Below are 26,272 nucleotides of genomic sequence, written 5' to 3'. Positions count from 1 at the left end.
GGGACGCGTCAGGCGGCGTCGCCGCCCTCGCCCGCGATCCGCTGCTGCAGGTTGCCGCGGTAGATCAGGTACGGCTCGGCCTGGCCATCGATGACGGCGTCGTCCACTACCACCTTGCTGACGTGCTCCAGCGACGGCAGCTCGAACATGGTGTCAAGCAGCACTTGCTCCAGGATGGTGCGAAGGCCGCGTGCGCCCGTCTTCCGCTTCAGCGCGCGCTTGGCGATCGCCGAAAGGGCTTCCGGACGGAACTCGAGCTCGGCGCCTTCCATGTCGAACAGCTTGCGGAACTGCTTGGTGACGGCGTTCTTCGGCTCCGTGAGGATCTGCACCAGCGCGGCTTCGTCCAGCTCATCGAGCGTGGCGACGACCGGCAGGCGGCCCACGAACTCCGGGATGAGACCAAAACGGACCAGATCCGCCGGCTCCACCTCGGACAGCATCTTGCCGACGTTCTCGGTACGCTCCTTGGAACGCACTTCGGCGCCGAAGCCAATACCGGTGGTCTCGGAACGCTGCTGGATCACCTTCTCCAGGCCGGCGAACGCGCCGCCGCAGATGAAGAGGATGTTGCGCGTATCGACCTGCAGGAACTCCTGCTGCGGGTGCTTGCGGCCACCCTGCGGCGGAACGGAGGCCAGCGTGCCTTCGATCAGCTTCAGCAGCGCCTGCTGGACGCCCTCACCGGACACATCGCGGGTGATCGACGGGTTTTCGCTCTTGCGCGAAATCTTGTCGATCTCATCGATATAGACGATGCCGCTCTGAGCCTTTTCAACGTCGTAGTCGCACTTCTGCAGAAGCTTCTGGATGATGTTCTCGACATCCTCACCGACGTAACCGGCTTCGGTCAGGGTCGTGGCATCCGCGATCGTGAACGGCACGTTGAGCAGACGGGCCAGCGTTTCCGCCAGCAGCGTCTTGCCCGAACCGGTCGGACCGATCAGGAGGATGTTGGACTTGCCGAGTTCGACATCGTCGTTCTTCTGGCGCGATTCCATGCGCTTGTAGTGGTTGTAGACGGCAACCGACAGCGCCTTCTTGGCGCGGGTCTGGCCGACCACATACTGGTCAAGCGCTTCCATGATTTCGCGCGGCTTCGGAAGCTGGGTACGGCCGGAGGCCGCCTTTTCTTCCAGTTCCTCGCGAATGATGTCATTGCACAGCTCAACGCATTCGTCGCAGATGAACACGCTGGGGCCGGCGATCAGCTTGCGCACTTCATGCTGGCTCTTGCCGCAGAAGGAGCAGTACAGAATCTTGCCGTCGTTGGAACGGCCTTGCCGCTCGTCGCTCATGCTTTGGGCCCTACTGAGAATCCAGATGCGCTTTGAGAATAGCACAGCACCCCGCCCCGGGAAGTCGGAGCGAAGTGCCGGATTTCACAAGCGAAAATACCTATCAAGCGGATTTGACGGTGTCGACCGTACGCTTGTCGAGCACCGAATCGATCAGGCCATAAGCCTGCGCTTCCGCGCCGCTCATGAAACGATCGCGCTCGGTGTCACGGGCGATTTCCTCGACCGTCTTGCCGCTGTGGTTCGCCAGGATGGCATTGAGACGCTCACGCATCGTGAGAATTTCACGGGCGTGGATCTCGATGTCGGTGGCCTGGCCGGAAATGCCGCCAGCCCAGGGCTGGTGGATCATGATCCGGGAGTGCGGCAGCGAGTAACGTTTGCCGGCCGCACCTGCCGCCAGCAACAGGGCGCCCATGGAGGCGGCCTGGCCGATGCACATGGTGCTGACATCCGGCTTCACGAACTGCATGGTGTCGTAGATCGCCATGCCCGCGGTGACGGAGCCGCCGGGGCTGTTGATGTACAGGTTGATGTCCTTGTCCGGGTTTTCCGACTCAAGGAACAGGAGCTGCGCGACGATCACGTTGGCCATGTAGTCGTCGACCGGGCCCACCGCGAAGATCACGCGCTCCTTAAGGAGGCGCGAGTAAATATCGTACGAACGCTCGCCGCGCGAGGTCTGTTCGACGACGATGGGCACCAGGTTGAGGTTCTGGATCGGAGCCATGGACATGCGGTCTCTCCTAGGTATGGGGCCCGGTTAGTGCTGGTAAACCGGCGCCTCAGGCGCCGATCGGCCGCATTACCTCGTCGAAGCTCAGTTCCTGGTCGCTGGACTTGGCGTTATCCGCCACCCATTCGGCCACCTGGTCTTCCATCACGCGGTTCTGCAGTCCCTGCATCAGTTGGGGGTCACTGTTATACAGTTCAATGACCTTTTCCGGTTCTTCATAGGTGGAAGCGATCGCGGCGAGCATTTCGCCCATGCGCTTGCGGTCCAGGCGCAGCTCGTTCTTGCGGGCGATCTCACCCATGAGGAGGGCGGCGATGACGCGCTTCTTCGCGAACGGCAGGGCCTGGGCCACCATCTCCGGCGACGGCTGCTGGCCGCGCGGCAGGTTGCCGGCCGCCAGGCTCTGCGCCTCGGCATTGGCCATGAGGTCCGGCACGTCCAGGTCCGGGTACGCCTCGGCGAGCTTCTCGGCCACTTCCGACTTCAGGCGGGCCATGAGGGTGGCCTTGAGCTCGCGCTCGAGGTTGGCGCGGACTTCCTTGCGGAAGGTCTCGACATCGCCATCGGCCACGCCGAACAGCTGGATGAACTCAGCATCCACGGCCGGGAGGTTCGGCTCCTGGACCTTGATGATCTTGAAGGTGACCTTGGCGGTCTTGCCGGCGAGTTCCGGGTTACGGAAATCGTCCGGGAAGGCGACGTCCTGGACCAGGTCTTCATCGGCGCTACGGCCGGTCAGGGCGTCGTCCAGAGCCTTGAACAGGGTGCCCGAGCCGATCACGCTGCCAGCGCGCTCCAGGCCCTCGGCCGGGAAGCGGTAGTCGCCGGCTTCGGCGGCGTATTCGAACATCACGAAATCGCCTTCCTTCGAGGCGCGGGCGACTTCGTCGAAGCTGCGACGCTGGGTGCGCAGGGTTTCGATCATCTTGTCGATGTCGGAATCCTTCACCTCGGCCTTCGGGCGGGCGATCTCAAGCGCGGCCACGTCGACCGCCGGGAATTCCGGCATGACTTCGAAGGTGGCGGTGTAGGCGATCTCGCCGTCGACGGCGTTGCCCGTGGTGTCGACCGACGGGTTGGCGATCGGCTGGAGCTTCTCCTGGTTCACCGCTTCGCGCAGGGTGCTGCCGATGAGGTCCGAGAGAGCCTCGCCACGGACCTGCGCGCCGAAACGCTGCTTGATCACCGTGGTGGGCACCTTGCCGGGACGGAAGCCCTTGAGGCGGACCGTGCGGCCCATTTCCGCGATGCGCTCGGAGACCTGCGTCTCCAGACGCTCAGCCGGGAACTTCACCGTGAGCTTGCGCCCGAGCTTGCCGACATTCTCAACCGAAACCTGCATGACCTCTCCTGAAACCGCCGCTTATCTGCGGCGCGATGGCGGCATCCGCCGCCTTGACCAAAACTGTAGGGATTCACCGCGAGCGCCTGGCCCCACCCCGGACCAGCCGGCGCTGACGAAAACCCCGCAAATGACTGCCCATTCTACGTTTTGCCGTCATACCGCCGCAACAGGCCTCACGGCCCGGTCCAGCGTCGGGGCCCGCCCCCTTCCGCTGCCAGCGAATCACCCGGATTGGCGAGGGCGCAGGCTGACATGGAGAGGCACCCACAGCCAATGCAGTCGCCCAGCCGGTCTCGCAGGTTGGTGAGCTGGGCAATACGGTCGTCGAGGTCCTGGCGCCAGCGAGCCGAGAGGCCCGCCCAATCTTCCCGGCTGGGCGTACGGCCTTCCGGCAGGCTCGCCAGCGCCTGCCGTATGGCCTCCAGGGGAATACCTACACGCTGGGCCACGCGGATCACGGCGATCCGGCGCAGGACGTCGCTACCGTAGCGGCGCTGGTTCCCGGCGGTCCGGAGGCTGTGGATCAGCCCTTTCCTCTCGTAGAAATGGAGGGCGGACACCGCCACCCCGGCACGGCGGGCCACTTCACCCACGCTCAGCTCACGCATCGCTTGACCTCAACCATGGTTCAGGTCCGATCCTGCGGCTTCCGGGCCACGCACGCAACCATGCGACACTCCCCACCCCCAAGGATCGACCATGAACGCGGGTATGTCTGACCCCCAGCTCCTCCACGCCGCGGCCTCCCCCGCCGAAGGCATCCTCGCCCCACGCTATCGAGCGGCCACGCTCGGCATGGTCGCCCTGATCTCACTGATCGCGTTCGAAGCCCTCGCCGTCACGACGGCGATGCCCACGGTTGCACGTGAGCTCGACGGATTGCGCCTGTACGCGCTCGCCTTCGGGGGTGTCCTCGCGACCAGCGTGATCGGCATGGTGATCTCCGGGCGCTGGAGTGACCGGCGCGGCCCGGGCCCTGCCCTTTGGACAGGCCTGGGCGGCTTCGTCGCCGGCCTGGTGGTCGCTGGCTTCGCCCATACGATGCCCATGCTGCTCGTGGGCCGGCTTATCCAGGGGCTCGGCGCGGGGCTTCTTTCCCCCGCCCTTTATGTCATCGTCGGCCGCCTCTACCCCGACTACCTACGCCCCAAGGTCTTCGCCTCGTTCTCCGCGGGATGGGTAGTGCCTGCGCTGATCGGCCCGGCGGTAAGCGGCCTCATCGTCGAGCACGTCGGCTGGCGCTGGGTCTTCCTGGGCGTGCCCCTGCTCGCCATTCCGGCCGCGCTCGGCGTGCGCGGTGCGATCCGCTCGCTTGACCCGCCCGTCGCTCACGACAACGACCAGCCCGGCCGCATGGTCAACGCGGTCGGCGCCTCGCTGGGCGCCTGCGCGCTGTTCATGGCCGGGCAGGAACAGGGCTGGCGCGCCGTTGCGCTTCTCACACCCGCGCTCGGCGCGCTGATCTTCTGTGGCCGACGCCTGCTGCCACCGGGCACGCTTCGTGCCGCTCGCGGCTTGCCCGCGGTCATCGGCCTGCGCGGTCTCGCGGCATCCGCTTTCTTCGGCGCCGAGGCTTTTCTGCCGCTCGCCTTCTCGCGCCAGCACGGCCTGTCACCCACATGGTCAGGCCTCGCGATCAGCGTGGGCGCCGTGGGCTGGTTTTCAGGCTCGTGGTACCAGGGCCATCTGGCGAAGATCTCGCGGCAGGCGCTGTTGAATCGTGGAACGGCATTGATGGCGATCGGCACGGTCGTCGCCGGGCTCGCGACGTTCGCCGCCACGCCGGTGCCCGTGTCGGTGCTCGGGTGGCTTACCACCGGGCTCGGCATCGGTATGGTCTACGGCACCGTGTCGACGCTCGCGCTGTCGATGTCCGCACCGCACGAACAGGGTACGAACGCGTCGGCCTTACAACTCTGCGAATCGCTCGCGGTCGCCTCGACACTCGCCATCGGCGGCTCGTTGTTTGCGGCATTACTCAACGTATCGCAGACCATGGCGTTCGGTGCGAACTTCGCCATCACGGTGTTGCTTTCGTGGTTGGCGAATGTGGTCGCGCGCCGGACGAACGCGCCAGCACTACGTTAAGCGAGAAAAGCCCTACGCAAGCCATCGGCCAGGATCGCCTGTTCGTCGGTGGTGCACGCCACTACTTTGCATGAAGGCAAATGACGCCTGCTACGCTGAAGGGCAACGCACCTCATGGATCGGGCTACCACATTGGACCGGAACGACAACGAGCAAATCCAGTTAGCCATCTCGAAGACAGTAGCCGAGACGTTAAAGATCCTGGAGGAAAGCGCGAGAGCACGTGATGAGGGCGCGAAGTTGCGCGCGGAAACCGCGAAGATTGAGGCCGAGCATCGTCACTACCTCAAGATCACGTTCATCACGCTGCTGGTGAGCGCGCTGGGTACTTGCGCAGCGGTCATCGCAGCGGCGCTCAAGCTAACCTTCTAGGCGCCCCGCAGCCGGGCGACCGATTCGACCGCCGAATGCAACGCGCCCCGGCATCATTGCGATACCGGGGCGCCTGGAATCACATGGTGCGAAAGGAGGGACTCGAACCCTCACGGATTTCTCCGCCAGAACCTAAATCTGGTGCGTCTACCAATTCCGCCACTCTCGCATCGCGGCGCCATTCTAGGGGCAGGCAAGCCGCCGGTCCACACCGGGCCGCGTGCCGCGGCCTGCCCATCCCGCACGTTCGGCGCAATCAGCCCTGGCAGCCAGCCAGCAGGTCCAGCTCCGGCCGGTAGACCTCGGTCTTCGTCTGGAAGAAGCCCAGCAGGGTGTGGAACAGGTTGTCCTGGCTGGCCGGCTGGACACGGCGCTGGTCCACGCACTCCATCCGTAGCCCGCTGTCGCGCACCCAGCCCGGCGACAGCCACATCAGCATGGGGATGTGCTTCTGCTGGGTGGGCGCGGTCGCCCAGTCGGCGCCGTGGAGGTACACGTCCTTCTCACCGAGCGATTCGCCGTGATCGGAGAGATACATCATGGCGCTGTCGACATCGGGCTCCGCCTTCAGCGCCTCGACCACCTTGCCGAGGATGTGATCGGTATACAGGATCGTGTTGTCGTAGCTGGCCACCGTCTGCGCATAGGTGCAGGTCTGCACCTCGGCGGTATCGCAGCCGGGCTTGAAGACGTTGAATGCAGCCGGGTAGCGCTGGAAGTACGCCGGGCCATGGCTGCCCTTGATATGCAGGACGAGCAAGGCCGGTGAGCGGAGCTTCGCGAGTCGCTCAGGCAGGTCGCTGACGAGCACCTCGTCGAGGCAACCACTGGCGTCGCACAGGCCGGCAATCTTCGCATTGGTCAGGTCATCGTTCGGCACGCGCTCGCAGACGTCCTTGCAACCCTCGTCGTTATCGCGCCAGAGCACGTCCACACCCGCGTGCTGCAGCACATCCAGCGCATTCCAGCGCGCCTTGGCCACCGGCTTGTCGAATTTCTCGCGGGTCATGTTCGAGAACATGCACGGCACGGACACCGTCGTCGCCGTCCCGCAGGACCAGGCGTCGCTGAAGTAGATGGCGCCTGCGCGCTTCATCTCCGGGTTGGTGTCGCGCGCATAGCCCTGCAGCGACTGGTTCTCGGCGCGCGCGGTCTCCCCGACCACGAGCACGACGACACGCTTGCGCGCCGCCATCGCGGCATTCGGCGCAAGGGTCGCGTCCGTACCGATCGGTGCCACCACCCTCTTCTTGCGGAAGACATCGCGCTGCAGGTAGTGGAACGTGCCGCTGAGCGCGGCGTACGGGTGGTACACGTCGTACATGCCGCGGTGGTTGCGCTCGAAGTAGATGTAGTTGCGACCGACCAGCAGGGGCGGCAGGACAAGCAACAACGTAGCGGTGACGATGATGGCGGCACGCACACCAAGGCCACGCCACAACGGCATGAAGCGCACCGGGACCAGCGAAATGATCACGACGGGCAGCACGCCGAACAACGCCATCCAGCCCAGGAAGGCAGGCGTGATCAGCGCCATGGCTTCCGCACGCGTCGTCTCGAAGATGCTCTGGATGATGTCTTCGTTGAGGCGGACACTAAAGGTCTGCGTGTAGTAAGCGCTGGCGGCCGCCACAAGGATCAGCAACGCCAGCAACGGCTTGCCGATGCGCGGCCAGATGACCAGCGCGAGCGTGAGCACGAGGTTCGCCACGAGCCGGCACCAGATCGACGCGCTGAGGGCCCAGAACCCGGCGGTGCCGCGTGATACCTCGAGCGCGCTATGTACCTCGCCCCAAAGCGGACGATTGAGCACGACAAGGATATAAAGCGCCACCGCAGCGCCCAGCAGCCAGGCGGGGATGCCACGCTTCGCGCCACGCTGGGCAGAGTGTTCCTGGATAATCATTCGGCCTCGATCTGGCCCTTTGGATACGCCAGCGTGTAAGAAATGTGTAACCGGCAAGCGTACCAAAGAAAAAGGCGCTTAGATTTCTCTAAGCGCCTTTCGAATTGGTGGGCCGTGTAAGATTCGAACTTACGACCAATTGATTAAGAGTCAACTGCTCTACCAACTGAGCTAACGGCCCGGAAACGTAAATTGTAACAAACAAAAGTGGGGTGGACGATGGGATTCGAACCCACGACATCCGGAATCACAATCCGGTACTCTAACCAACTGAGCTACGCCCACCATAAACCTTAACTGGCGCGCCCGACAGGAATCGAACCTGCAACCGTCGGCTTAGAAGGCCGATGCTCTATCCGGTTGAGCTACAGGCGCAGGCACTGTACGTAGAGCACCAATTGGTCGGGGCAGAGGGATTCGAACCCCCGACATCCAGCTCCCAAAGCTGGCGCTCTACCAGACTGAGCTATACCCCGAAACCTAAAACCACACCGTTGTACTGGCGAAGCTTTCAGATGCTACGGGTCAAAGCCTAGCCCGTCAATCCGTATGAACACACCACACTTTCCACTACCACCACTGAAACCGCGAACGACATCAATGGTGTTTTAAAAATGGTGCGCCCGGAGAGATTCGAACTCCCGACCACCAAGTTCGTAGCCTGGTACTCTATCCAACTGAGCTACGGGCGCACACTTAAAACCTTAGACCCGGTGGAGATCGCTGTGAAGCGTTTCCGCCGTGCCGAGAAGCGGAATTATTCAGATATCGAGGGTGTGCGTCAACACTTTTTTGAAACTTTTTTTCTCGCAACGGTAACAGTCGGGGTAATTGGACGGCTAAATGGTTGTCGCACGGGCATTTGAGCGTCCCGTAACGAAGAAGGGCGGCCAGTGGCCGCCCTTCCCTTTTTACAGCTGCGTAGCCGGCTTGCCGACCTTATCCGGCGCCGAGCCGGAATCACCGCGCGGCGGCGGAGGCGGCGTCGAGCCAGGCTTCTGCCAGTCAGCCGGCGGGCCGGGCTCGCGACCATTCATGATGTCGTCGATCTGGCGCGCATCGATGGTCTCGTACTGCAGCAGCGCTTCGGCCATCACGTGGAGCTTGTCGATGTTGGTGGTCAGGAGCTCCTTGCTGCGCGCGTAAGCGCGATCCAGGATGGTCCGCACCACTTCGTCGATCTTGCGCGCGGTCTCGTTGGAGACGCTCTTGTGCTGCGTCACCGAGCGACCGATGAAGACCTCGTCCTCTTCCTCGCCGTACATGACCGGGCCGAGCTCGTCCGAGAGGCCCCACTTCGTCGCCATGTTGCGCGCCATCTTGGTGGCGCGCTCGATGTCGTTGGAAGCGCCGGTCGTGATCTTGTCCGCGCCGAAGATGATTTCCTCGGCAACGCGGCCGCCGTACAGCGACGCAAGCTGCGATTCGATCGCGACCTTGTTCATGCTGTAGCGGTCGCCTTCCGGCAGGTACATGGTCACGCCCAGGGCGCGGCCGCGCGGAATGATCGTCACCTTGTAGACCGGGTCGTGCTCCGGCACCAGGCGGCCGATGATGGCGTGGCCCGCCTCGTGGTAAGCGGTGAGCTTCTTCTCTTCGTCGTTCATCGCCATGGAGCGACGCTCGGCACCCATGAGGATCTTGTCGCGGGCGCGGTCCATGTGGCTCATGCGCACTTCGCGGGCATTCTCGCGCGCGGCGAACAGCGCGGCCTCGTTGACGAGGTTGGCGAGATCCGCGCCGGAGAAGCCAGGCGTACCGCGGGCGATGGTCATGGCATCGACATCGGCAGCCGTCGGCACCTTGCGCATATGGACCTTGAGGATCTGCTCACGACCCTTGACGTCCGGAAGGCCGACAACGACCTGGCGGTCGAAGCGACCCGGGCGCAGCAGCGCCGGATCCAGCACGTCCGGACGGTTGGTGGCGGCGATGACGATGATGCCCTCGGTGCCTTCGAAACCGTCCATCTCGACCAGCAACTGGTTGAGGGTCTGTTCGCGCTCGTCGTGACCGCCGCCCATGCCGGCGCCGCGGTGGCGACCGACCGCGTCGATCTCGTCGATGAAGATGATGCACGGCGCGTGCTTCTTCGCCTGCTCGAACATGTCACGGACGCGGCTGGCGCCCACGCCGACGAACATTTCGACGAAGTCCGACCCGGAGATCGAGAAGAACGGCACCTTGGCCTCGCCCGCGATCGCCTTGGCGAGCAGGGTCTTGCCGGTACCCGGGGGGCCGACCATGAGCACGCCGCGCGGGATCTTGCCGCCCAGCTTCTGGAACTTGCCCGGGTCGCGGAGGAATTCGACCAGCTCGCCGACTTCTTCCTTGGCCTCGTCGCAACCGGCCACGTCGGTGAAGTTCACCTTGACCTGGTCCTCGCCCTGCAGCTTGGCCCGCGAGCGTCCGAAGCTCATGGCGCCACGGCCGCCGGAGCCGGCCTGCATCTGGCGCATGAACCAGATGAGCACGGCCACGAAGATGATGATGGGCAGCCAGTTGAACAGGAGGCCGATCAGGGAGAAGCCGTTATCGGCAGGCTCCTGGCGAAGCTCGACGCCCTTGTCGCGCATCTGCTTGACCAGGTCGCTGGTCGACAGGCCGACCACCGGCACGACGGTGCGGTAGCTGCCGCCGTCCTTGAGCTTGCCGGTAATGGTCGGCGGGGCGGACGAGGTGATCGTGCCGCTCGCAACATTGCCGTTATCGACCTGCTGGGCGAACGCCGTGTAGGACATGTCCTGCGACGAGCCGCCGTGCGGGTTGAAGGTCTGGAATACGGTTAGGAGGACCACCGCGATGATCAGCCAGAGCAACAGGTTTTTAGCCATCTCATTCATGCGCGGTTCTCGCCAGGTTGCCGGGACGCGGACTTGAGGCCGGTCGCCAGCGCATAGACCTCTCGCGAACGCGCGCGGGAGGCCTTCGGTTTACGCATCGTCACGCGACTGAAGTCAGCGCGCAAGTTCTTTAGATACTCGTCGAAACCGGCCCCCTGGAACAACTTCACCAGGAACGACCCGCCGGGCGTCAGCCAGTCGAGGGCGAACTGCCGGGCGAGGTCGCAAAGATCCATGGCTCGGATCTGGTCCGCGAGGGCCACACCGGACATATTGGGGGCCATGTCCGAGAGGACAAGATCGACCTTCTTCCCTTCCAGCATGCCCTCGAGCTCGCGGAGCACGCTTTCTTCACGGAAATCGCCCTGCATGAAGTCGACGCCGGTGAGCCCCACCATCGGCAGGATGTCGAGGGCGATGACCTTGCCGGATTCGCCGAGGCGCTGGCGCGCCAGCTGCGACCATCCGCCCGGGGCCGCGCCCAGGTCGACGATGGTCATGCCCGGCTTGATCAGGCGGTCCTTCTCAAGCACTTCCTCCAGCTTGAAAACGGCGCGCGAACGCATGCCCTCTGCCTGGGCCCGTTTGACGTAGGGGTCGTCGAAGTGCTCCTTGAGCCAGCGGGAGCTGCTTTTACTGCGTGCCATCGGCCGGGGAATCCGCCAGATAAAGAAGAGAAGGGGGCACGCATGATACCCTTTGCCCCCTCTCCCCCGCGAATCGAACCTGAACGCAATGTCGCTCTCCCCTACGCAGCGCCGCTACCTCCGCAGCCTGGCGCACGACCTTTCCCCCGTGATCCTGCTCGGCGCCAAGGGCGCCACCGAGGCGGTGGCCAAGGAACTGGGCAACGCCCTCGACCAGCACGAGCTGGTGAAGGTGAAGCTGTCGGGCGGCGACAAGGACGAGCGCCAGGCCCAGATCGCCTTCCTCACCGGCGAGACCAAGGCCGAAACCGTCCAGGAAATCGGTCACGTCGTGGTCCTGTTCCGCCGCAACGAACAGGATCCGAAGCTCGCCCTGCCCCGGTAAGCCTCCATGGATCTCACGCTAGATCGCCCCGGCGAGTACCTTTTCGTACGCCGGGTCAGCGCGGACACCGTCACGGTGGTGGACCGCGATTTCCACGCCAGCCTCCTCCTCACCCCCGAACAGGTCGTTGAGGACTGGCCGGTGACCGACGCGAAGGCCATGAGTCTCGCCGACGTGGAGACCATCGCCGCCCTGAAGCCGGAGATCGTCGTCATCGGCACGGGTGAGCGCCAGGTCTTCCCCCCGGCCGAGGTCATGGCCGGCTTCCTCCGGCGCGGCATTGGCGTCGAAGCCATGACCAGCGGATCGGCCGCCCGGACCTACAGCCTGCTCTCCGGCGAAGGCCGCCGGGTGCTGGTCGCTTTCATCCTGCCCAAGCAAGGCTAAACGCCCATGCGCATCCTGGTCCTCGGCGCCGGCGGGACCGGCGGTTACTTCGGCGGCCGCCTCGCCCAGGCGGGGGTGGACGTCACCTTCCTGGTTCGCCCGCCACGCGCGGCCGTCCTCGAGCAGAAGGGCCTGGTTATCCGCAGCCCGTTCGGCGATGCGACGCTGAAGGTGAAGCACGTCACCGCCGCGGACATGACGGACGCCGGCCCCTTCGATATCGTCCTGTTGTCCTGCAAGGCCTACGACCTGCACTCGGCGATCGAAGATATCGATGCGGCAGTCGGCGAGCACACGGCGGTCCTGCCGATCCTCAACGGACTCGCCCACTACGCCACCCTCGATGCCCGCTTTGGCGCAGGGAAAGTGATCGGCGGCATGTGCGTGATCAGCGCGGCCAAGGGGCCGGATGGCGAAGTCATCCATTTCGGCAGCGGCGCCTCGGTGACATTCGGGGAGCGGGATGGCGAAGCCCATGGGGGCCGCTGCGATGCGCTCGCGGCAGCATTCGCGACGGCCAAGGTCGACCACGTGCACTCGGCTGACATCACCCGCGACCTGTGGGCGAAGTTCACCTTCCTCACGTCACTCGCCGGTGGCACCTGCCTCTTCCGCGCAAGCATCGGCGATATCGTCGGCACCGACGACGGCCGCCGGCTGGTCGAGCAACTCTATGACGAGTGCCTGGCCGTGGCGCGCGCATCCGGGCAGCCCGTGCCCGACCAGGCAAGGTCCATGGCATGGAAGGTCCTTACCCAGGAGGGCTCGCCGCTCACCGCATCAATGCTGCGCGACCTGGAAGGTCGCCAGAAAATCGAGGCGGACCATATCGTCGGCGACATGTTGCGCCGCGCTCACGCCCAGGGCGTCAAGGCACCGATGCTCGAAACCGCATGGACACACCTGCAGGCGTTCGAGGCCCGCAAGGCACGCGCCGGCTAACGCCAGGCTGCCGGGTTACTTCGGCGGCAGGAACTGCAGCGGGTCGACCGGGTTGCCATCGCGGCGGATCTGGAACTGCAGCTCATCGCGCGTCGCGCCCGACGAACCCATCTCCGCCACGGTCTGGCCGGCCTTCACCTTCTCGCCTTCCTTCACCAGGCGCTTCCGGTTATGCCCGTAGGCAGAAAGGAAGCTGTCGCTGTGCTTGATGATGACCAGCTCGCCATAGCCCACCAAACCATTGCCGCTGTACACGACAACGCCATCGGCGGCGGCGCGGACCGGATCGCCTGACTTGCCACCGATCTCGATACCCGGGATCGCATCGCCCGAGGCGAAGCGCTTGATCAGCGTGCCATCGGCCGGCCAGCGCCAGGTAATACCGCCAGCGTTGCGGGTCGCGCCACTGGCAATGATCGGCGTCGACGCGGGCGGATTCTCTACCGGCGGCGGCACGGCGGCTGGCGGCGCGCTGGGTGGCGCCGGTGGCGGGACGACGGATTCGGCAGGTTTGCCCGCGACGACCACCGGTGTATTGGTCGTGGTGGCCGGCGCGGGTGCCGCCTCAGCTTCGGTCACACCCTGGAACCCGGCCTGGGGCGAGGGAGCCGGTTGCGATGCGGGCGGCGGCGCCGAGGGATGTGCGGCTGGCGGAACGGCGGCGACCACGGGCGCCGCGTGCGAGGGCGGCGGCGCAACGGCGACCGGTTTGCCCTGGTCCGGCGGCGAAAGGCGAAGTTCCTGCCCCGGCCAGATCGTGTAGGACGAATCGACGTTGTTCCAGCGCGCGAGGTCGCGGAAATCGACCTTGTTGCGGAACGCGATGCTGTAGAGCGTATCGCCCTTGTTCACCCGATAGACGCCACCCGGCGGCGGGGGCGGAGCGACATCGTGCGGGCTGGCGGCGCTGTACCCGGCCGGACGCGTGACGACCACCGAGTGGCGGCGCGCCGGATCGAGGTCGCTGCAGCCGGCGGCCAGGAGCACACCGCCCGCCACCGCGGCATAAGCCAACGGGCGCAGCAGGCGGACCACGGATGTCCTATTTGGGTCGCTCATCGCAGCAGGAACCACCAGGCAGCCAGGAGGATGATCGCTACGATAACAGCCCAGCCGATCCACTCGATGTGTTTACGCAGCATCTGCTCCGCCCGTTCACCGAAGATACGGACGAGCAAGGCCAGCAGCCACACCCGCTTGCCGCGGCCGATGAGCATGCACAGCAGGAACGGGAGGATGGGCACGCCGACGATGCCGGAGGCCCAGGTGACGAACTTCATCGGCACGACGGGCTGCAGCGCGGCCATTGCCAGCACGATGTAGAGGCCCAGCGAATGGGACTGCATGTCTTTCTGCAGGTTGGCCACGCCCACCTGGATCGGCGCCAGCAGGTGCATCGATTCGAGCAGCGGCTTCAGCGCTTCGTAGGCGAAATGCCCGAGCGCATAACCCACGAGCGAACCGAGCAGTGAGAACAGCAGGCTCCAGTTCGCGTAGCGGAAGGCCTTCTTCGGCTCGGCCAGCATCATCGGCGCGAGCATCACCTCGGGCATGATCGGGAAGATAAAGGCTTCGGCAAAGGAGAGCCCGGCCAGGTAACGCACGGCATGGCGGTGGCGCGCCCAGGTGATGGCACGCTCGTAAAGTGATCCGAACAGCCGCATTCAGCGGACTCCCTTGCGTGGAAGGCGCATCAGCCGATGCCGCCGAGAAGCGGGACGAAACTGACCGCGCCGAGTTCTTCGCGAATGACCTCGCCACCCTCGTCCTTGCGCAGGCGCACGAGCACCTGCTGGCTCGGGCTGCCGACGGGCGCGACGAGGACGCCGCCCGGCTTGAGCTGGTCGAGCAATTGGGCGGGGATGCGGTCGCCGGCGGCCGTGAGGATGATGCCGTCGAACGGTGCGTCCGACGGCCAGCCCAGCTTGCCGTCGTCGTGGCGCGAGCGCAGGTTTTCGATACCGAGCTGGCGGAAGCGCCGGCGCGCCTGGCGCAGCAGCTCCTCGATGCGCTCCACGGTATAGACGGTGGGCACCACGCCGGCCAGCACCGCCGCCTGGTAACCCGAGCCGGTGCCGATTTCGAGCACGCGTTCCGGAATCCCGTGCTCGATCAGCGCCTCGGTCATGCGGGCGACGATCCACGGCTGCGAAATGGTCTGGCCGTGGCCGATCGGAAGCGCGGTGTTTTCGTAAGCGCGCGAGTGCAGCGCCTGGTCGATGAAATGATGGCGCGGCAACTGGCGAATCACTTCCAGCACGCGCTCGTCACGGATGCCCTCTTCCGCCAGCTTCGCGGCAAGGCGGTCGCGGGCGCGTTGCGAAGTCATGCCTTCACCGCGCAAGGCGGACGGCGGCAGGGCGTGCAGGTTCACCACGTCAGGCCGCCTCCTCGTCTTCCATCCCGGCGGAGAGCGCCAGCATCCAGCTGCTCACCTTCTCCAGTGCCTGGAAGCGCGTAAGGTCGGTGTGGATCGGTGAAACCGACACGTAACCGCGGCTCACCGCGTTGAAATCGGTACCCGGGCCCTCGTCATCCACCTTGCCCGGCGGGCCGATCCACCACATGGTGCGGCCGCGCGGGTCTTCCGTGCGGATGGCGGGCGCGGAGCGATGCCGCTTGCCGAGGCGGGTCACCTCGAAACCGCGGATCTCGTCCCACGGCAGGTCCGGCACGTTCACGTTCAGGATCGTATCGGCCGGAAGCGGATCGACGACGAGACGGCGCACCAGCATGAGCACGGCGTTCGCGGCTGACTCGAAATGCTGGCCGGAGCCTTCCTTCGTGACCAGCGAAACGGCGATCGCGGGCAGGCCGAGAAAGCGTCCTTCCATCGCGGCTGACACCGTCCCGGAATAGATGACGTCATCGCCCAGGTTCGCGCAGTTGTTGATCCCGGATACGACGATATCGATGTCGTGATCGAGCAAACCGGAAAGCGCGAGGTGCACGCAATCGGTCGGTGTGCCGGCGACGCGGTAACGGCCGTCGTCGAGCCGGTGGACGCGAATGGGCGCGTCGAGCGTGAGCGAGTTGCTCGCGCCGGAGCGGTCGCGGTCGGGCGCCACCACGGTCACTGTGCCGAACCCGGCAAGACGCTCGGCCAGCACCCGGATGCCAGGAGCCTCCACGCCGTCGTCGTTGCTAACCAGAACTTGCATGCTGATCCAGATCGAAAAACGGGGCTGGCGGCCCCATATCCAACCTGGGCCGCACGACTCCCCAAGTCTACCGGAGCGAGGCGCGGGATTCACCGGAACAGGCTAGGATGGACTTCATGAAACGACGCAGTCCCTCGGTACATGACGACGACAGCCGCCTGTTCCGGGAGGCGATCGGCGACGTGCGGCCCGTCGTGGCGGCGGAAGTGGAGCCTGAACGACCTCGCCCTGCCCCGATTCCGTTCATGCGCGATGCGGACGAAGCGGCGGTGCCGGCCGATTCGATGCTGTTCGATTACGACCCCGCCGATCTCGAAGTGGGTGAAGAATTATCGTATCTGCGCGACGGCTATCCGCCGAAATTGCTGAAGCAGCTGAAGCGCGGGCAGTTCAGCATCCAGGCCGACGTGGACCTGCACCAGATGAACGCCGCGGCGGCCCAGTTGACCATCGCCGAGTTCCTGGCCGATTGCCACCGCGATGGCGTGCGTTGCGTAAGGATCATCCACGGCAAGGGCCTGCGCTCGAAAGCCGCCGGCCCCGTGTTGAAGGGGCTCACGGACAAATTGCTACGGCGGCGTGACGATGTCGTCGCCTTTGCATCGGCCAGGCCGGCGCAGGGCGGCACGGGTGCCGTCGTCGTCCTGCTCAAGGCCTGAAGATCTTTCTGTGGGAGCGCGCTTGCGCGCGATAGCCCCTCGCGGCAAGCACCCCATCGCGCGCAAGCGCGCTCCCACAGGGGCTTGTTCAGCTGGTGAGGGCCAGCTCGCGGATCACGGTGGTCGCGTAGGCACCGGCGGGTAGTGCGAAGCTCACCTCCAGCGCACCGTCGTCTAGCCAGCGCCAGCCGAAGTCAGCGGGCTTGAGACGAAGCGCGCGGCGCTCCTGGTCCATCCGCGCGCCAGCGAGGCCTTCCGCCAGGTCGGCATCGCGCGCGGCAACCGCGTTTTCCAGCACGGCGACGTCGCCCGACGCCGGGGTTTCGCCCCTGCCCCACAGCGGCCCGGTCGGATGGATATCGAAACGGGCGAGACGCTCCGCAAGCACGTCGGTGAACGGCTCAGGCCCAAACCACGAACGCGAGCCATCGAGGCCCCAGATCTCGCCGTCCATCGCCGCATCCCACGTACCCGTGGCAACGCGCTCCGCAAGCGCGCCGTTGAAGATATGCGAGCGCGCCGACGACAGCAGGATGGAACGCTTGTCGCGATCCACGCGGCGCCCCTTGAACATCGCCCGCGCCTGCTCAACGTTATTCCCGCCCAGGCCGAAGCGCTGCTCACCAAAGTAGTTGGGCACACCACGGGCGGCGATCGCCGCCAGGCGGATCTCGGCGGCGGCACGATCACCGTCGATCTCACGCAGCACCAGAACGAAGCGGTTACCACGCAGGGCACCACGCTTGATCTTGCGCGAATGACGGCCGAGCGCGGTCAGCTTCACGTCCGCATGTGGGAAAGTGCTCCAGTCCGGATCGGCCTTGCCCGGCAACTGCACGGTGAAAACCTGGCGAGTTACGGCGTGGCGGTCCTTCATACCGGCGTAGCCCACGTTCATCGGCGACGTACCGGCGAACTTCGCCACCTCACGCGCCACCCAGTCGGTATTCGCCCCGCGCTTCTCCACAAGGACAAAGGCATGCTCGCCCGCCCCATCCGGCTCATAGCCCAGGATCTCCTCGACGAAGAAATCCTCGGGCTGGCTGCGCAGGAGGGCGCGCAGCGGGGGCGCGCCAAACGCGAAGGGAAGTTCTTGCTCAGTCATCAGGTGGTGCCTTTACATCAGGAACAGCGTGGCCAGGCCAAGGAAAATGAAGAAGCCGCCGCTGTCGGTCATGGCGGTGATCAGCACGCTGGAGCCCAGCGCCGGGTCGCGGCCGAGCCTGACCATGAGCATCGGGATACCGACGCCCATGAAGGCGGCGAGCAGCAGGTTCAGCGTCATCGCCGCGGTCATGACCAGCCCGAGCGAGGCGCTGTCGTACAGGAGCCAGGCGACGATACCGATCACGCCGCCCCAGAGAATGCCGTTGATCAGGGCGACGCCCAGCTCCTTGCGCCACAGGCGGCCCGCCTGTGCCACGTTCACCTGTTCCAGCGCCATGGCGCGGACGATCATGGTGATGGTCTGGTTGCCCGAATTGCCGCCGATGCCGGCCACGATGGGCATCAACGCGGCAAGCGCCACCAGCTTCTCAATGGAATGCTCGAAAAGCCCGATAACTCGCGATGCGATGAACGCCGTCACCAGGTTCGTCGCCAGCCAGGCCCAGCGGTTGCGCACCGATTTCCACACCGAGGCAAAGATGTCTTCTTCCTCGCGCAGGCCGCCGCGCGACAGCGCTTCGGCTTCGCCTTCCTCACGAATGAAATCGATCATCGCGTCGACGGCGATGCGGCCGATCAGGCGCGTGTGCGCGTCGACCACCGGCGCGGTGACGAGGTCATAGCGCTCGAACGCCTGGGCCACGTCATACGCGTCGTCTTCCGGACGGAAGGTGTTCACGTCGGGTGCCATGATCTCGTGGACCATCTTGTCCGGCGAATTCACCAGCAGCCAGTGCAGCGGCAGCACGCCGGTCAGCACATGCTCCGCGTTCACGACGAACAGTTTGTCGGTCTGCGCCGGCAGTTCCTCGAAACGGCGAAGGTAACGCAGCACCACCTCGAGGCTGATGTCCTCGCGGATGGTGACCATGTCGAAATCCATCAGCGCGCCGACCTGGTCGTCCTCGTAGGACATGGCGGCCTGCACGCGCTCGCGCTCCTGCGCGTCGAGGCTTGCCATGAGTTCAGGCAGCACCTCCGTCGGCAGGTCATCGACGAGGTCGGCGAGCTCGTCCGCATCCAGCGGCTCGACGGCCGCGAGGATCTCGCGGTCGTCCATGTCGGCGATCAGCGATTCGCGAACGGAATCGGAGACCTCGAGAAGGATTTCACCATCGCGGTCGCTGCGGACACGCTGCCATACGGCAAGGCGATCCTCGAGCGGCAGCGATTCCAGCACATCGGCGAGGTCCGCCGGGTGCAGACCGTCCAGCGTGGCCTGCAGCTCGACGTCGATGCGCTCCAGCGTGACGGCATCGCCCGCGGGCGTCACCTCGTCGAGTGCTTCCACCGCCTCGCGCCGGCGCAGCAGGTCGTTGATCGTCTCCAGGCGATCCTGCAGGCGTGGCGCCGGAATGCGGGCCTCGAGCTCCGTCACGCGGGCTGTACCAGCACGCTGGCCAGCGCGGCGATGCCTTCGCGGCGGCCGGTGAAGCCGAGGGTTTCGGTGGTCGTGGCCTTGATGCTGATGCGGTCGACGTCCACGCCGAGATCGGCGGCGATGTTGGCGCGCATGGCGTCGGCGTGCGGCAGCACTTTCGGCGCTTCGCAAATCACGGTGACATCGGCATTGCCAAGTACGTAGCCACGGGCGAGCACCAGCTCGCGCACGGCGCGCACGAAGGTGCGGCTATCGGCGCCCCGCCACTTTTCGTCCGAGGGCGGGAAATGCTTGCCGATGTCGCCCAGCGCGAGCGAGCCCAGCAACGCATCGCACAACGCATGCAGCACGACGTCGCCATCGGAATGCGCCAGCACGCCCTGCTTATGCGCCACGCGCACGCCGCCGAGCATCACGTGGTCGCCTTCGCCGAAGGCATGCACGTCGAATCCCTGTCCGATGCGAATCATCTTGTCCTCCCGAGCAGGAACTCCGCGAGCGCGAAATCCGCCGCGGTCGTGACCTTGATATTGTCTTCAGAGCCCTCGACGAGCAGCGGCTTGCCGCCTGCGCGCTCGATGGCCATGGCCTCATCGCTGACGACGATACCGGCGTCGGCGGCAAGGCGGAGTGCATGCGCCAACGCGGCGCGGCGGAACATCTGCGGGGTAAAGGCCCGCCAGCGGCCGTCGCGCGGCTCGGTCGCCGCGCTGTGGCCGTCCGCATCGGCACGCTTCAGCGTGTCGCGCAACGGGGCGCCCAGCAGGCCACCCTCACCTTGCCCTGCCAGTGTGACAAGCCGGGTAATGTCGTCGGCACGGACACAGGGGCGCGCGGCATCGTGCACGAGCACGAAGGCATCAGGCCCCTCCGAAGCCGGCAACGCATCGATGCCGGCCAGCACGGAATAGCTCCGCTCGCTCCCGCCCACGGCGGTCAGCAGCGGCTTGCCGCGGACCTGGTCGATCGTGGCGAAATGGGTATCGTCCGCCGCGATCACGACGAGCAGCCCCGCGATAAGCGGGTGCGCCGCAAGCCGCTCCAGCGTGTGGTCGAGCAGCGGCCGCCCGGCGAGCGACTGGTATTGCTTGGGCCGGTCGCCGCCGGCCCGGACGCCCTTGCCGGCGGCCGGAATCACGCACCACAGCGCGTCCATTACTGGTCGCCAGCGCTGACGGGCGGCGGAGGCGGAGGCGCGCTGGTCGCGGCCCCCGGCTCCACCACCTGGTAGAACGTCTCACCCGGCTTGATCAGGCCCAGTTCCTGGCGCGCACGCGCTTCGGTGGCCTGCTCACCGTGCTTCAGGTCTTCCACGTCCGCGCCCAGCGCTTCGTTGCGCTTCTGCAACGTGGCGTTCTCCTCGGTCTGTTTCTTGACCGACGCGCGCAGCGAATCGACCTCGGCCATCCCCCCACCGCCGACCCACAGCTTCAGCTGCAGGGCGATGAGGATGACGACAAGGATCAGGCCGACCCAGCGCAGGAGTGCCGCGTTGCTCACGGTACCCCTGTCAGCCCGGGAGCTTGGTCAGGTTCGGGAACGCGTTGCGGCCGGCGTACTTCGCCTGCGCGCCCAGCGCTTCCTCGATACGCAGCAGCTGGTTGTACTTGGCCACGCGATCGGTGCGGCACAGCGAACCGGTCTTGATCTGGGTCGCGGTGGTCGCCACGGCGATATCCGAGATCGTGGTGTCCTCGGTCTCGCCCGAACGGTGCGAAACGATGGCCGCATACTTCGCGCGGTCGGCCATGGCGATGGCTTCCAGCGTCTCGGTCAGCGTGCCGATCTGGTTGACCTTGATCAGGATGGCGTTGGCGATCTTCTTGTCGATGCCTTCCTGGAAGATCTTCGGGTTGGTGACGAAGAGATCGTCGCCGACCAGCTGGATCGCGCCGTCGACCACCTTGGTGAGGTGCGCCCAGCCGTCCCAGTCGCCTTCGGCCATGCCGTCTTCGATCGTCACGATCGGGTACTGCTTCGCCCACGAAGCCAGGGTGTCGACCCACTGTTCCGGGGTGAACACCTTGCCCTCGCCTTCCAGATCGTACTTGCCGTTCTTGAAGAACTCCGAGCTGGCCACGTCGAGGCCGAGCAGGATCTCGCTACCGACCTTGAAGCCGGCCTTGTCCACGGCCTCGAGGATCGTGTCGAGCGCTTCGACGTTCGACTTGAGGTTCGGCGCGAAGCCACCTTCGTCGCCCACCGAAGTGTTCAGGCCGCGGCCCTTCAGCACCGACTTCAGCGCGTGGAAGATCTCGGCGCCGTAACGCAGCGCTTCGGCGAAGTTCGGCGCGCCCACCGGCAGCACCATGAATTCCTGCACGTCGACGTTGTTGTCGGCATGCGCGCCGCCGTTGATGATGTTCATCATCGGCACCGGCAGCGAGCCGCCGCCGTTGACCATGAGGTACTGCCACAGGGCCTGCTTTTTCGAGGCTGCGGCGGCGTGCGCGGCGGCCATGGAGACGCCGAGCAGCGCGTTCGCGCCAAGCTTGCCCTTGTTGTCGGTGCCGTCGAGGGCGATGAGCTTGTCATCCAGGCCCTTCTGGTCGAGCGCGTCGAAGCCGGCCAGCGCCTTGGCGATGGTGGTGTTGACGTTACCCACGGCGTTCTTCACGCCCTTGCCGCCGTAACGCGACTTGTCGCCATCGCGCAGTTCGACGGCTTCGCGCGTACCGGTGGAGGCACCGCTGGGCACGGCCGCGCGGCCGAACGAGCCATCCGCCAGGGTGACTTCGGCTTCGAGCGTGGGGTTACCGCGGGAATCGAGGATTTCGCGGGCGTGGATCTTGGTGATCGAGGTGGTCATGCGCTTCCCGTTACGAGTTGGAATGACGGAGCACGGTACCCAGCAGCATCATGGCGCCGGTACCAAGCAGGATGAAAACGTTGAGGCCAAGGCCGATCGCGGCGAACGTGCGCCGGCGGTCCTGGCGGCGCAGCGCCACCAGGGCCAGCACTGTGCCGACCAGTGCCGCGAGCAGGAAAAAGATGAGGACGATGCCGATCAGGCCGAACAGCGGAAGGTGGTCAGCCGTATCGCCGCCACTCGCGATGAGCAGGGCCGATAGCGTGATGCCACCAAGGACAGCGAGACCGGAAACGAGCGCGATGATGAAGGACGCGATGCCGAGACCCGACTGCGGCAGCTTCGGCGCCGCCGCATGCTGGGCATGGGCGCTCCCGATGGGGATCCCGCTGTCTTCGACCATCGACGCCCTTCTCCTGGGGAGGCCCCTGGCCCCCTCGCTGAAAGCCCGGCGCTCAAGCGCGCCGGGCAGTGCCCATCATAGCGTCAAGCCGCCGATTCTTCGGAGCGCGCCGCCAGCTTTTCGCCATCGCGCACGGCCTTGTACTCGCGCGCCGCGCGCACAAAGCCGATGAACAGCGGGTGGCCCTCGCGCGGGGTCGAGGTGAACTCGGGGTGCGCCTGGCAACCGAGGTACCACGGATGCACGTTGCGCGGCAGCTCGACGACTTCCACCAGCAGGTCGTCCATCGACTTGCCCGAGATGACCAGGCCGAGATCCTCGAACGACTGGCGGTAGCGGTTGTTGAACTCGTAGCGATGGCGGTGGCGCTCGCGCACCACGTCTTCGCCATACAGCTCGCGCGCCAGCGTACCGGCCTTCAGGCGGCACTCCTGGGCGCCCAGGCGCATGGTGCCACCCAGGTCGGACCGCTCGCTGCGCTGCTCGGTCTCACCCGTGGCCGTCGTCCACTCGGTGATCAGGCCGATGACGGGATCCGGCGTGTTGCGGTCGTTTTCGCTGGAATCCGCCTGGGTCAGCCCCGCCGTGTTACGGGCGAACTCGACCACCGCGGCATGCATGCCGTAGCAGATGCCGAAATACGGGATGCCCGTTTCGCGAGCGAACTGCGCGGCGAGGATCTTGCCCTCGAAGCCACGCTTGCCGAAGCCGCCCGGCACGAGGATGGCGTCGGCATGGCCGAGTACGGTGCGGGCGCCGCGGGCCTCGACGTCTTCCGAATCGATCCAGTCGAGCGTGACGCGGGTCGACTGCTTGATGCCGCCGTGACGCAGGGCTTCACCCAGCGACTTGTAGGCATCCTTGTGCTCGACGTACTTACCGACGATAGCCACGGTGACCTCGTCGCGCGGGTGCTCGACGGCCTCGACCGTGCGCACCCAGCTGGAGAGATCGGCCGGACCGGCATCGAGGCCGAGGCGCTTGATCACCAGCTCGTCGAGGCCCTGGTCGTGCAGCCACATCGGTAGCTTGTAGATCACATCGACATCGACCGTGCTGATGACCGCGTTCTTCGGCACGTTGGTGAACAGGGCGATCTTGTGGCGCTCGGCGTCAGGCAGCGGCTCTTCGGTGCGGCAGAGCAGCACGTCGGCCTGGATACCGATCGAACGCAGCTCCTTCACCGAGTGCTGGGTCGGCTTGGTCTTGATCTCGCCGGCGGCCTTGATATAGGGCACCAGGGTCAGATGCACGAACATGCACTTTTCCGCGCCGTGCTCGATGCGCAACTGGCGGATGGCTTCCAGGAAGGGCAGCGACTCGATGTCGCCCACGGTGCCACCCACCTCGACCAGCGCCACGTCGAAACCGCGGGTAGCCTCGTGGATGGCGTGCTTGATCTCATCGGTGATGTGCGGGATGACCTGCACGGTGGCGCCAAGGTAATCGCCGCGGCGCTCCTTGCGGATCACGGCCTCGTAGATCTTGCCGGCGGTAATCGAATTCTTGCCGGTGAGGCGCGTACGCACGAAGCGCTCGTAGTGGCCCAGGTCCAGGTCGGTCTCGGCGCCGTCGTCGGTGACGTACACCTCGCCGTGCTGGAAGGGGCTCATGGTGCCCGGATCCACGTTGATATACGGATCGAGCTTCATCATGGTCACGGAGAGACCACGCGCCTCGAGAATGGAGGCAAGCGACGCCGCTGCGATGCCTTTCCCAAGGGAAGACACCACACCGCCGGTGACGAAAATCAGGGGAGTCATGCGAGCAGCCAGTGCTGGAAATTTGTATTTTACCCGAGTGCACGGCCGCTCGCGAGGGGTTGGCTGAACGCTTAACATGGGGGGATGAGCACATCCCCGATCCCCGCCCGTCTCGAAGCCCTGCGCGCCGCCATGGCCCGCGCCGGTGTCGCCGCCGTCGTCGTGCCCACGGCCGACCCGCACCTTTCCGAATACCTGCCCCCGCGCTGGCAGGCCCGGGAGTGGTTCTCCGGGTTTACCGGCTCCGCCGCCACCCTGGTGGTCACGGCCAAGGGCGGCGGCCTCTGGACCGATTCGCGGTATTTCTTCCAGGCTGAGACCGAACTGGCAGGTAGCGGCCTGCCGCTGATGAAGCTCAACGTGGCCCACACGCCCGAGCACGTCGCCTGGCTGGCGGCCGAACTCGGCGAGGGCGCTACCGTCGCCGTGGCCGGCGACAGTATCTCCGTGGCGGGCGCCGAAGGCCTCGCCCAGCGCCTGGGCGCCAGCGGCGCGCAGTTGCGCACCGACCTGGACCTTCCCGCCGCGGCCTGGGCCGATCGCCCCGCCCGGCCGGCCGCACCGGTCTTTGCCCACGAAGGAACGTATGCGCCGATCAGCCGGGCCGACAAGCTCCAACACGTACGTACCGCCATGCGCCGCGCCGGCGCGACGCACCACCTGGTCTCCAGCCTGGACGATATCGCCTGGCTGACCAACCTGCGCGGTGCCGATGTCGACTACAACCCGGTGTTCCTGGCCCATCTGCTTATCGAAGATGGGCGCGCCACGCTGTTCATCGACGCGGGCAAGCTCCCGGCCCCGGTGAAGGCCGCCCTGGCGGCGGACGGTGTCGCGACGGCCGATTACGGCACCGCGGCAGCCGCGCTGGCGGCCCTGCCGGACGAAGCCACCCTCCTGTTCGATCCGGGCAAGGTCGTGGTCGCCGTGCTCGAGGGCGTACCGGCCAGCGTGAAGCAGATCCGGGGCGCCGCGCCCTCCACCGCCGCCAAGGCACGCAAGACCCCTGAAGAGCTGGAGCACATCCGCCACGCGATGCGTCGCGACGGTGCGGCGCTGGCCCGCGCCTTCCGCCGGATCGAGGCCGGCGTCGCCGCCGGGCAGCCGCTGACCGAACTGGATGTGGACACCATCGTCCGCGAGGCCCGTTCGGTCCAGGATGGCTTCGTCGGCGAGAGCTTCTCGACCATCGCCGGTTACCAGGCCAACGGTGCCCTGCCGCACTACCGGGCCACCGAGGCCGGGTTCAGCGCGCTCGCGGCGAAGGGACTGCTGCTGGTCGATTCCGGCGGCCAGTACCTGGGCGGCACCACCGATATCACCCGCGTCCTGGCCCTGGGCCCGGTCACCGATGAGCAGAAGCGCGATTCCACCCTGGTCCTGAAGGGCATGATCGCCCTCTCCCGCGCCCGCTTCCCGAAGGGCGCGAGCGGCCCGCAGCTCGACGCCCTCGCCCGCGCGCCGCTGTGGGCGGCCGGCATGGATTTTGGCCATGGCACCGGCCACGGCGTCGGTTACTTCCTCAACGTGCATGAAGGCCCGCACGGCATCCGCCCTCCGGTAACCGGTGGCGCGCTGGTCCCGCTGGAGCCGGGCATGATCACGTCGATCGAACCCGGCCTGTACAAGCCGGGCCGCTATGGCATCCGCCACGAGAACCTGGCCGTGGTGAGCCAGGCCGACGAGACGGAATTCGGCGAGTTCTACGCGTTCGAGACGCTGACCCTGTGCCCCTTCGACCGCCGCGGCCTCGAACCACGGCTGCTCGAGCCCTCGGAGCGGGCCTGGCTGGACGACTACCACGCCACGGTACGGGCCGCCCTGTCTCCCCTGCTGGATGGCGAAGACCGCGCCTGGCTCGAATGGCACTGCGCGCCCCTATAACGCACTTGTGGGAGCGGGGGTGGGGGCGGGGGGGGGGGGGGGCCCCCCCCAACCGCCCCCCCCCCCCCCCCCAACACCCGGGCGAACAGGGTGATT

Annotated in this window: 26 protein-coding genes and 6 tRNA genes; 7 read left to right on the top strand and 25 right to left on the bottom strand. The window is 66.0% G+C overall.

Features of this window, described 5'->3' with window-relative positions; translation table 11 throughout:
- Positions 1 to 8: 8 nt before the first annotated feature.
- The 4 genes from clpX to soxR form a co-directional block, all read right to left on the bottom strand.
- The gene (gene clpX / locus ACZ6YI_RS03235) at positions 9 to 1,298 is read right to left on the bottom strand and encodes an ATP-dependent Clp protease ATP-binding subunit ClpX (RefSeq protein ID WP_247427989.1); all 1,290 of its coding nucleotides are present in this window, start codon (positions 1,296 to 1,298) and stop codon (positions 9 to 11) included.
- Between the two features lie 103 nt (positions 1,299 to 1,401).
- Positions 1,402 to 2,028 carry an ATP-dependent Clp endopeptidase proteolytic subunit ClpP gene (gene clpP / locus ACZ6YI_RS03230; protein ID WP_425492858.1) on the bottom strand — a complete coding sequence of 209 codons (627 nt, stop codon included), beginning with the start codon at positions 2,026 to 2,028 and terminating at the stop codon, positions 1,402 to 1,404.
- 55 nt (positions 2,029 to 2,083) lie between these two features.
- Positions 2,084 to 3,376: a trigger factor gene (tig, locus tag ACZ6YI_RS03225; protein WP_465777404.1), complete on the bottom strand. Its 1,293-nt coding sequence runs from the start codon at positions 3,374 to 3,376 to the stop codon at positions 2,084 to 2,086.
- Positions 3,377 to 3,552: 176 nt separating this feature from the next.
- Positions 3,553 to 3,987, bottom strand: a complete 435-nt coding sequence (soxR, locus tag ACZ6YI_RS03220; RefSeq protein ID WP_465777403.1) for a redox-sensitive transcriptional activator SoxR — start codon at positions 3,985 to 3,987, stop codon at positions 3,553 to 3,555.
- 103 nt (positions 3,988 to 4,090) lie between these two features.
- On the opposite strand from soxR, the gene ACZ6YI_RS03215 reads away from it, so the two are divergent.
- Together ACZ6YI_RS03215 and ACZ6YI_RS03210 are read left to right on the top strand one after the other, a co-directional pair.
- Complete coding sequence (locus ACZ6YI_RS03215) at positions 4,091 to 5,467, top strand: MFS transporter (RefSeq protein WP_465777402.1); 1,377 nt, start codon at positions 4,091 to 4,093, stop codon at positions 5,465 to 5,467.
- A 132-nt stretch (positions 5,468 to 5,599) separates the two neighbouring features.
- On the top strand, positions 5,600 to 5,839 hold the full coding sequence (locus ACZ6YI_RS03210; protein WP_465777401.1) for a hypothetical protein: 240 nt from the start codon (positions 5,600 to 5,602) through the stop codon (positions 5,837 to 5,839).
- Positions 5,840 to 5,923: 84 nt separating this feature from the next.
- Here the strand turns inward: ACZ6YI_RS03210 and ACZ6YI_RS03205 are convergent.
- From ACZ6YI_RS03205 to rlmE, 9 genes are all read right to left on the bottom strand, one after another.
- A tRNA-Leu gene (locus ACZ6YI_RS03205) sits at positions 5,924 to 6,008 on the bottom strand.
- 87 nt (positions 6,009 to 6,095) lie between these two features.
- On the bottom strand, positions 6,096 to 7,745 hold the full coding sequence (locus ACZ6YI_RS03200) for a phosphoethanolamine transferase (protein ID WP_465777400.1): 1,650 nt from the start codon (positions 7,743 to 7,745) through the stop codon (positions 6,096 to 6,098).
- Positions 7,746 to 7,850: 105 nt separating this feature from the next.
- Positions 7,851 to 7,926 (bottom strand) — tRNA-Lys (locus tag ACZ6YI_RS03195).
- 27 nt (positions 7,927 to 7,953) lie between these two features.
- Positions 7,954 to 8,030 (bottom strand) — tRNA-His (locus ACZ6YI_RS03190).
- A gap of 13 nt (positions 8,031 to 8,043) precedes the next feature.
- A tRNA-Arg gene (locus ACZ6YI_RS03185) sits at positions 8,044 to 8,120 on the bottom strand.
- A 24-nt stretch (positions 8,121 to 8,144) separates the two neighbouring features.
- Positions 8,145 to 8,221: transfer RNA gene (locus ACZ6YI_RS03180), tRNA-Pro, on the bottom strand.
- A gap of 139 nt (positions 8,222 to 8,360) precedes the next feature.
- Positions 8,361 to 8,437 (bottom strand) — tRNA-Arg (locus tag ACZ6YI_RS03175).
- Positions 8,438 to 8,656: 219 nt separating this feature from the next.
- The gene (gene ftsH / locus ACZ6YI_RS03170) at positions 8,657 to 10,588 is read right to left on the bottom strand and encodes an ATP-dependent zinc metalloprotease FtsH (protein WP_465777399.1); all 1,932 of its coding nucleotides are present in this window, start codon (positions 10,586 to 10,588) and stop codon (positions 8,657 to 8,659) included.
- A complete protein-coding gene (gene rlmE / locus ACZ6YI_RS03165; RefSeq protein WP_440328136.1) occupies positions 10,585 to 11,235 on the bottom strand; it encodes a 23S rRNA (uridine(2552)-2'-O)-methyltransferase RlmE in 651 nt (216 codons plus the stop codon). Before rlmE ends, ftsH begins: the two co-directional genes overlap by 4 nt.
- An 88-nt stretch (positions 11,236 to 11,323) precedes the next feature.
- Here rlmE and ACZ6YI_RS03160 point away from each other — a divergent pair, with 88 nt between their 5' ends.
- The 3 genes from ACZ6YI_RS03160 to panE are packed head-to-tail and all read left to right on the top strand — an operon-like array spanning position 11,324 to position 12,949.
- Positions 11,324 to 11,620, top strand: a complete 297-nt coding sequence (locus tag ACZ6YI_RS03160) for a YhbY family RNA-binding protein (RefSeq protein ID WP_440328137.1) — start codon at positions 11,324 to 11,326, stop codon at positions 11,618 to 11,620.
- Between the two features lie 6 nt (positions 11,621 to 11,626).
- On the top strand, positions 11,627 to 12,007 hold the full coding sequence (locus tag ACZ6YI_RS03155; protein WP_465777398.1) for an Mth938-like domain-containing protein: 381 nt from the start codon (positions 11,627 to 11,629) through the stop codon (positions 12,005 to 12,007).
- A gap of 6 nt (positions 12,008 to 12,013) precedes the next feature.
- Positions 12,014 to 12,949, top strand: a complete 936-nt coding sequence (gene panE, locus ACZ6YI_RS03150; protein WP_465777397.1) for a 2-dehydropantoate 2-reductase — start codon at positions 12,014 to 12,016, stop codon at positions 12,947 to 12,949.
- A 15-nt stretch (positions 12,950 to 12,964) separates the two neighbouring features.
- On the opposite strand, the gene ACZ6YI_RS03145 is transcribed toward panE, so the two are convergent.
- Genes ACZ6YI_RS03145 through surE form a run of 4 tightly spaced genes read right to left on the bottom strand, consistent with a single transcriptional unit; the run spans position 12,965 to position 16,110 of the window.
- Positions 12,965 to 14,008 (bottom strand): peptidoglycan DD-metalloendopeptidase family protein, encoded by a 1,044-nt coding sequence (locus ACZ6YI_RS03145; RefSeq protein WP_465777396.1) that lies wholly within the window; start codon positions 14,006 to 14,008, stop codon positions 12,965 to 12,967.
- Complete coding sequence (locus ACZ6YI_RS03140; RefSeq protein WP_440326244.1) at positions 14,005 to 14,613, bottom strand: YqaA family protein; 609 nt, start codon at positions 14,611 to 14,613, stop codon at positions 14,005 to 14,007. Before ACZ6YI_RS03140 ends, ACZ6YI_RS03145 begins: the two co-directional genes overlap by 4 nt.
- Before the next feature lie 29 nt (positions 14,614 to 14,642).
- On the bottom strand, positions 14,643 to 15,278 hold the full coding sequence (locus tag ACZ6YI_RS03135; RefSeq protein ID WP_465777395.1) for a protein-L-isoaspartate(D-aspartate) O-methyltransferase: 636 nt from the start codon (positions 15,276 to 15,278) through the stop codon (positions 14,643 to 14,645).
- Between the two features lie 49 nt (positions 15,279 to 15,327).
- A complete protein-coding gene (gene surE, locus ACZ6YI_RS03130; RefSeq protein ID WP_440326243.1) occupies positions 15,328 to 16,110 on the bottom strand; it encodes a 5'/3'-nucleotidase SurE in 783 nt (260 codons plus the stop codon).
- Positions 16,111 to 16,226: 116 nt separating this feature from the next.
- Between surE and ACZ6YI_RS03125 the strand changes: the two genes are divergently transcribed.
- Positions 16,227 to 16,769 carry a Smr/MutS family protein gene (locus ACZ6YI_RS03125; protein ID WP_465777394.1) on the top strand — a complete coding sequence of 181 codons (543 nt, stop codon included), beginning with the start codon at positions 16,227 to 16,229 and terminating at the stop codon, positions 16,767 to 16,769.
- An 88-nt stretch (positions 16,770 to 16,857) separates the two neighbouring features.
- Here the strand turns inward: ACZ6YI_RS03125 and truD are convergent, their stop codons facing one another.
- The 8 genes from truD to ACZ6YI_RS03085 form a co-directional block, all read right to left on the bottom strand.
- Positions 16,858 to 17,874 carry a tRNA pseudouridine(13) synthase TruD gene (gene truD, locus ACZ6YI_RS03120; protein ID WP_465777393.1) on the bottom strand — a complete coding sequence of 339 codons (1,017 nt, stop codon included), beginning with the start codon at positions 17,872 to 17,874 and terminating at the stop codon, positions 16,858 to 16,860.
- Between the two features lie 12 nt (positions 17,875 to 17,886).
- A complete protein-coding gene (gene mgtE, locus ACZ6YI_RS03115) occupies positions 17,887 to 19,314 on the bottom strand; it encodes a magnesium transporter (RefSeq protein WP_465777392.1) in 1,428 nt (475 codons plus the stop codon).
- On the bottom strand, positions 19,311 to 19,787 hold the full coding sequence (gene ispF / locus ACZ6YI_RS03110; protein ID WP_465777391.1) for a 2-C-methyl-D-erythritol 2,4-cyclodiphosphate synthase: 477 nt from the start codon (positions 19,785 to 19,787) through the stop codon (positions 19,311 to 19,313). Before ispF ends, mgtE begins: the two co-directional genes overlap by 4 nt.
- Positions 19,784 to 20,473 (bottom strand): 2-C-methyl-D-erythritol 4-phosphate cytidylyltransferase, encoded by a 690-nt coding sequence (gene ispD / locus ACZ6YI_RS03105; RefSeq protein WP_465777390.1) that lies wholly within the window; start codon positions 20,471 to 20,473, stop codon positions 19,784 to 19,786. Before ispD ends, ispF begins: the two co-directional genes overlap by 4 nt.
- The gene (gene ftsB, locus ACZ6YI_RS03100) at positions 20,473 to 20,817 is read right to left on the bottom strand and encodes a cell division protein FtsB (protein ID WP_465777389.1); all 345 of its coding nucleotides are present in this window, start codon (positions 20,815 to 20,817) and stop codon (positions 20,473 to 20,475) included. The genes ispD and ftsB overlap by 1 nt, the downstream gene beginning before the upstream one ends.
- A gap of 10 nt (positions 20,818 to 20,827) precedes the next feature.
- The gene (gene eno / locus ACZ6YI_RS03095; RefSeq protein ID WP_465777388.1) at positions 20,828 to 22,126 is read right to left on the bottom strand and encodes a phosphopyruvate hydratase; all 1,299 of its coding nucleotides are present in this window, start codon (positions 22,124 to 22,126) and stop codon (positions 20,828 to 20,830) included.
- A gap of 10 nt (positions 22,127 to 22,136) precedes the next feature.
- On the bottom strand, positions 22,137 to 22,529 hold the full coding sequence (locus tag ACZ6YI_RS03090; protein ID WP_440328392.1) for a hypothetical protein: 393 nt from the start codon (positions 22,527 to 22,529) through the stop codon (positions 22,137 to 22,139).
- Positions 22,530 to 22,612: 83 nt separating this feature from the next.
- Positions 22,613 to 24,292, bottom strand: coding sequence for a CTP synthase (locus ACZ6YI_RS03085; RefSeq protein ID WP_465777387.1), 1,680 nt, complete (start codon positions 24,290 to 24,292; stop codon positions 22,613 to 22,615).
- Between the two features lie 84 nt (positions 24,293 to 24,376).
- Between ACZ6YI_RS03085 and ACZ6YI_RS03080 the strand changes: the two genes are divergently transcribed.
- Positions 24,377 to 26,176, top strand: a complete 1,800-nt coding sequence (locus ACZ6YI_RS03080) for a M24 family metallopeptidase (RefSeq protein WP_465777386.1) — start codon at positions 24,377 to 24,379, stop codon at positions 26,174 to 26,176.
- Positions 26,177 to 26,272 lie beyond the last annotated feature (96 nt).

The organism is Luteibacter sp. NPDC104163, assembly GCF_055584245.1.
This window is presented reverse-complemented; position numbering and strand designations above follow the sequence as displayed.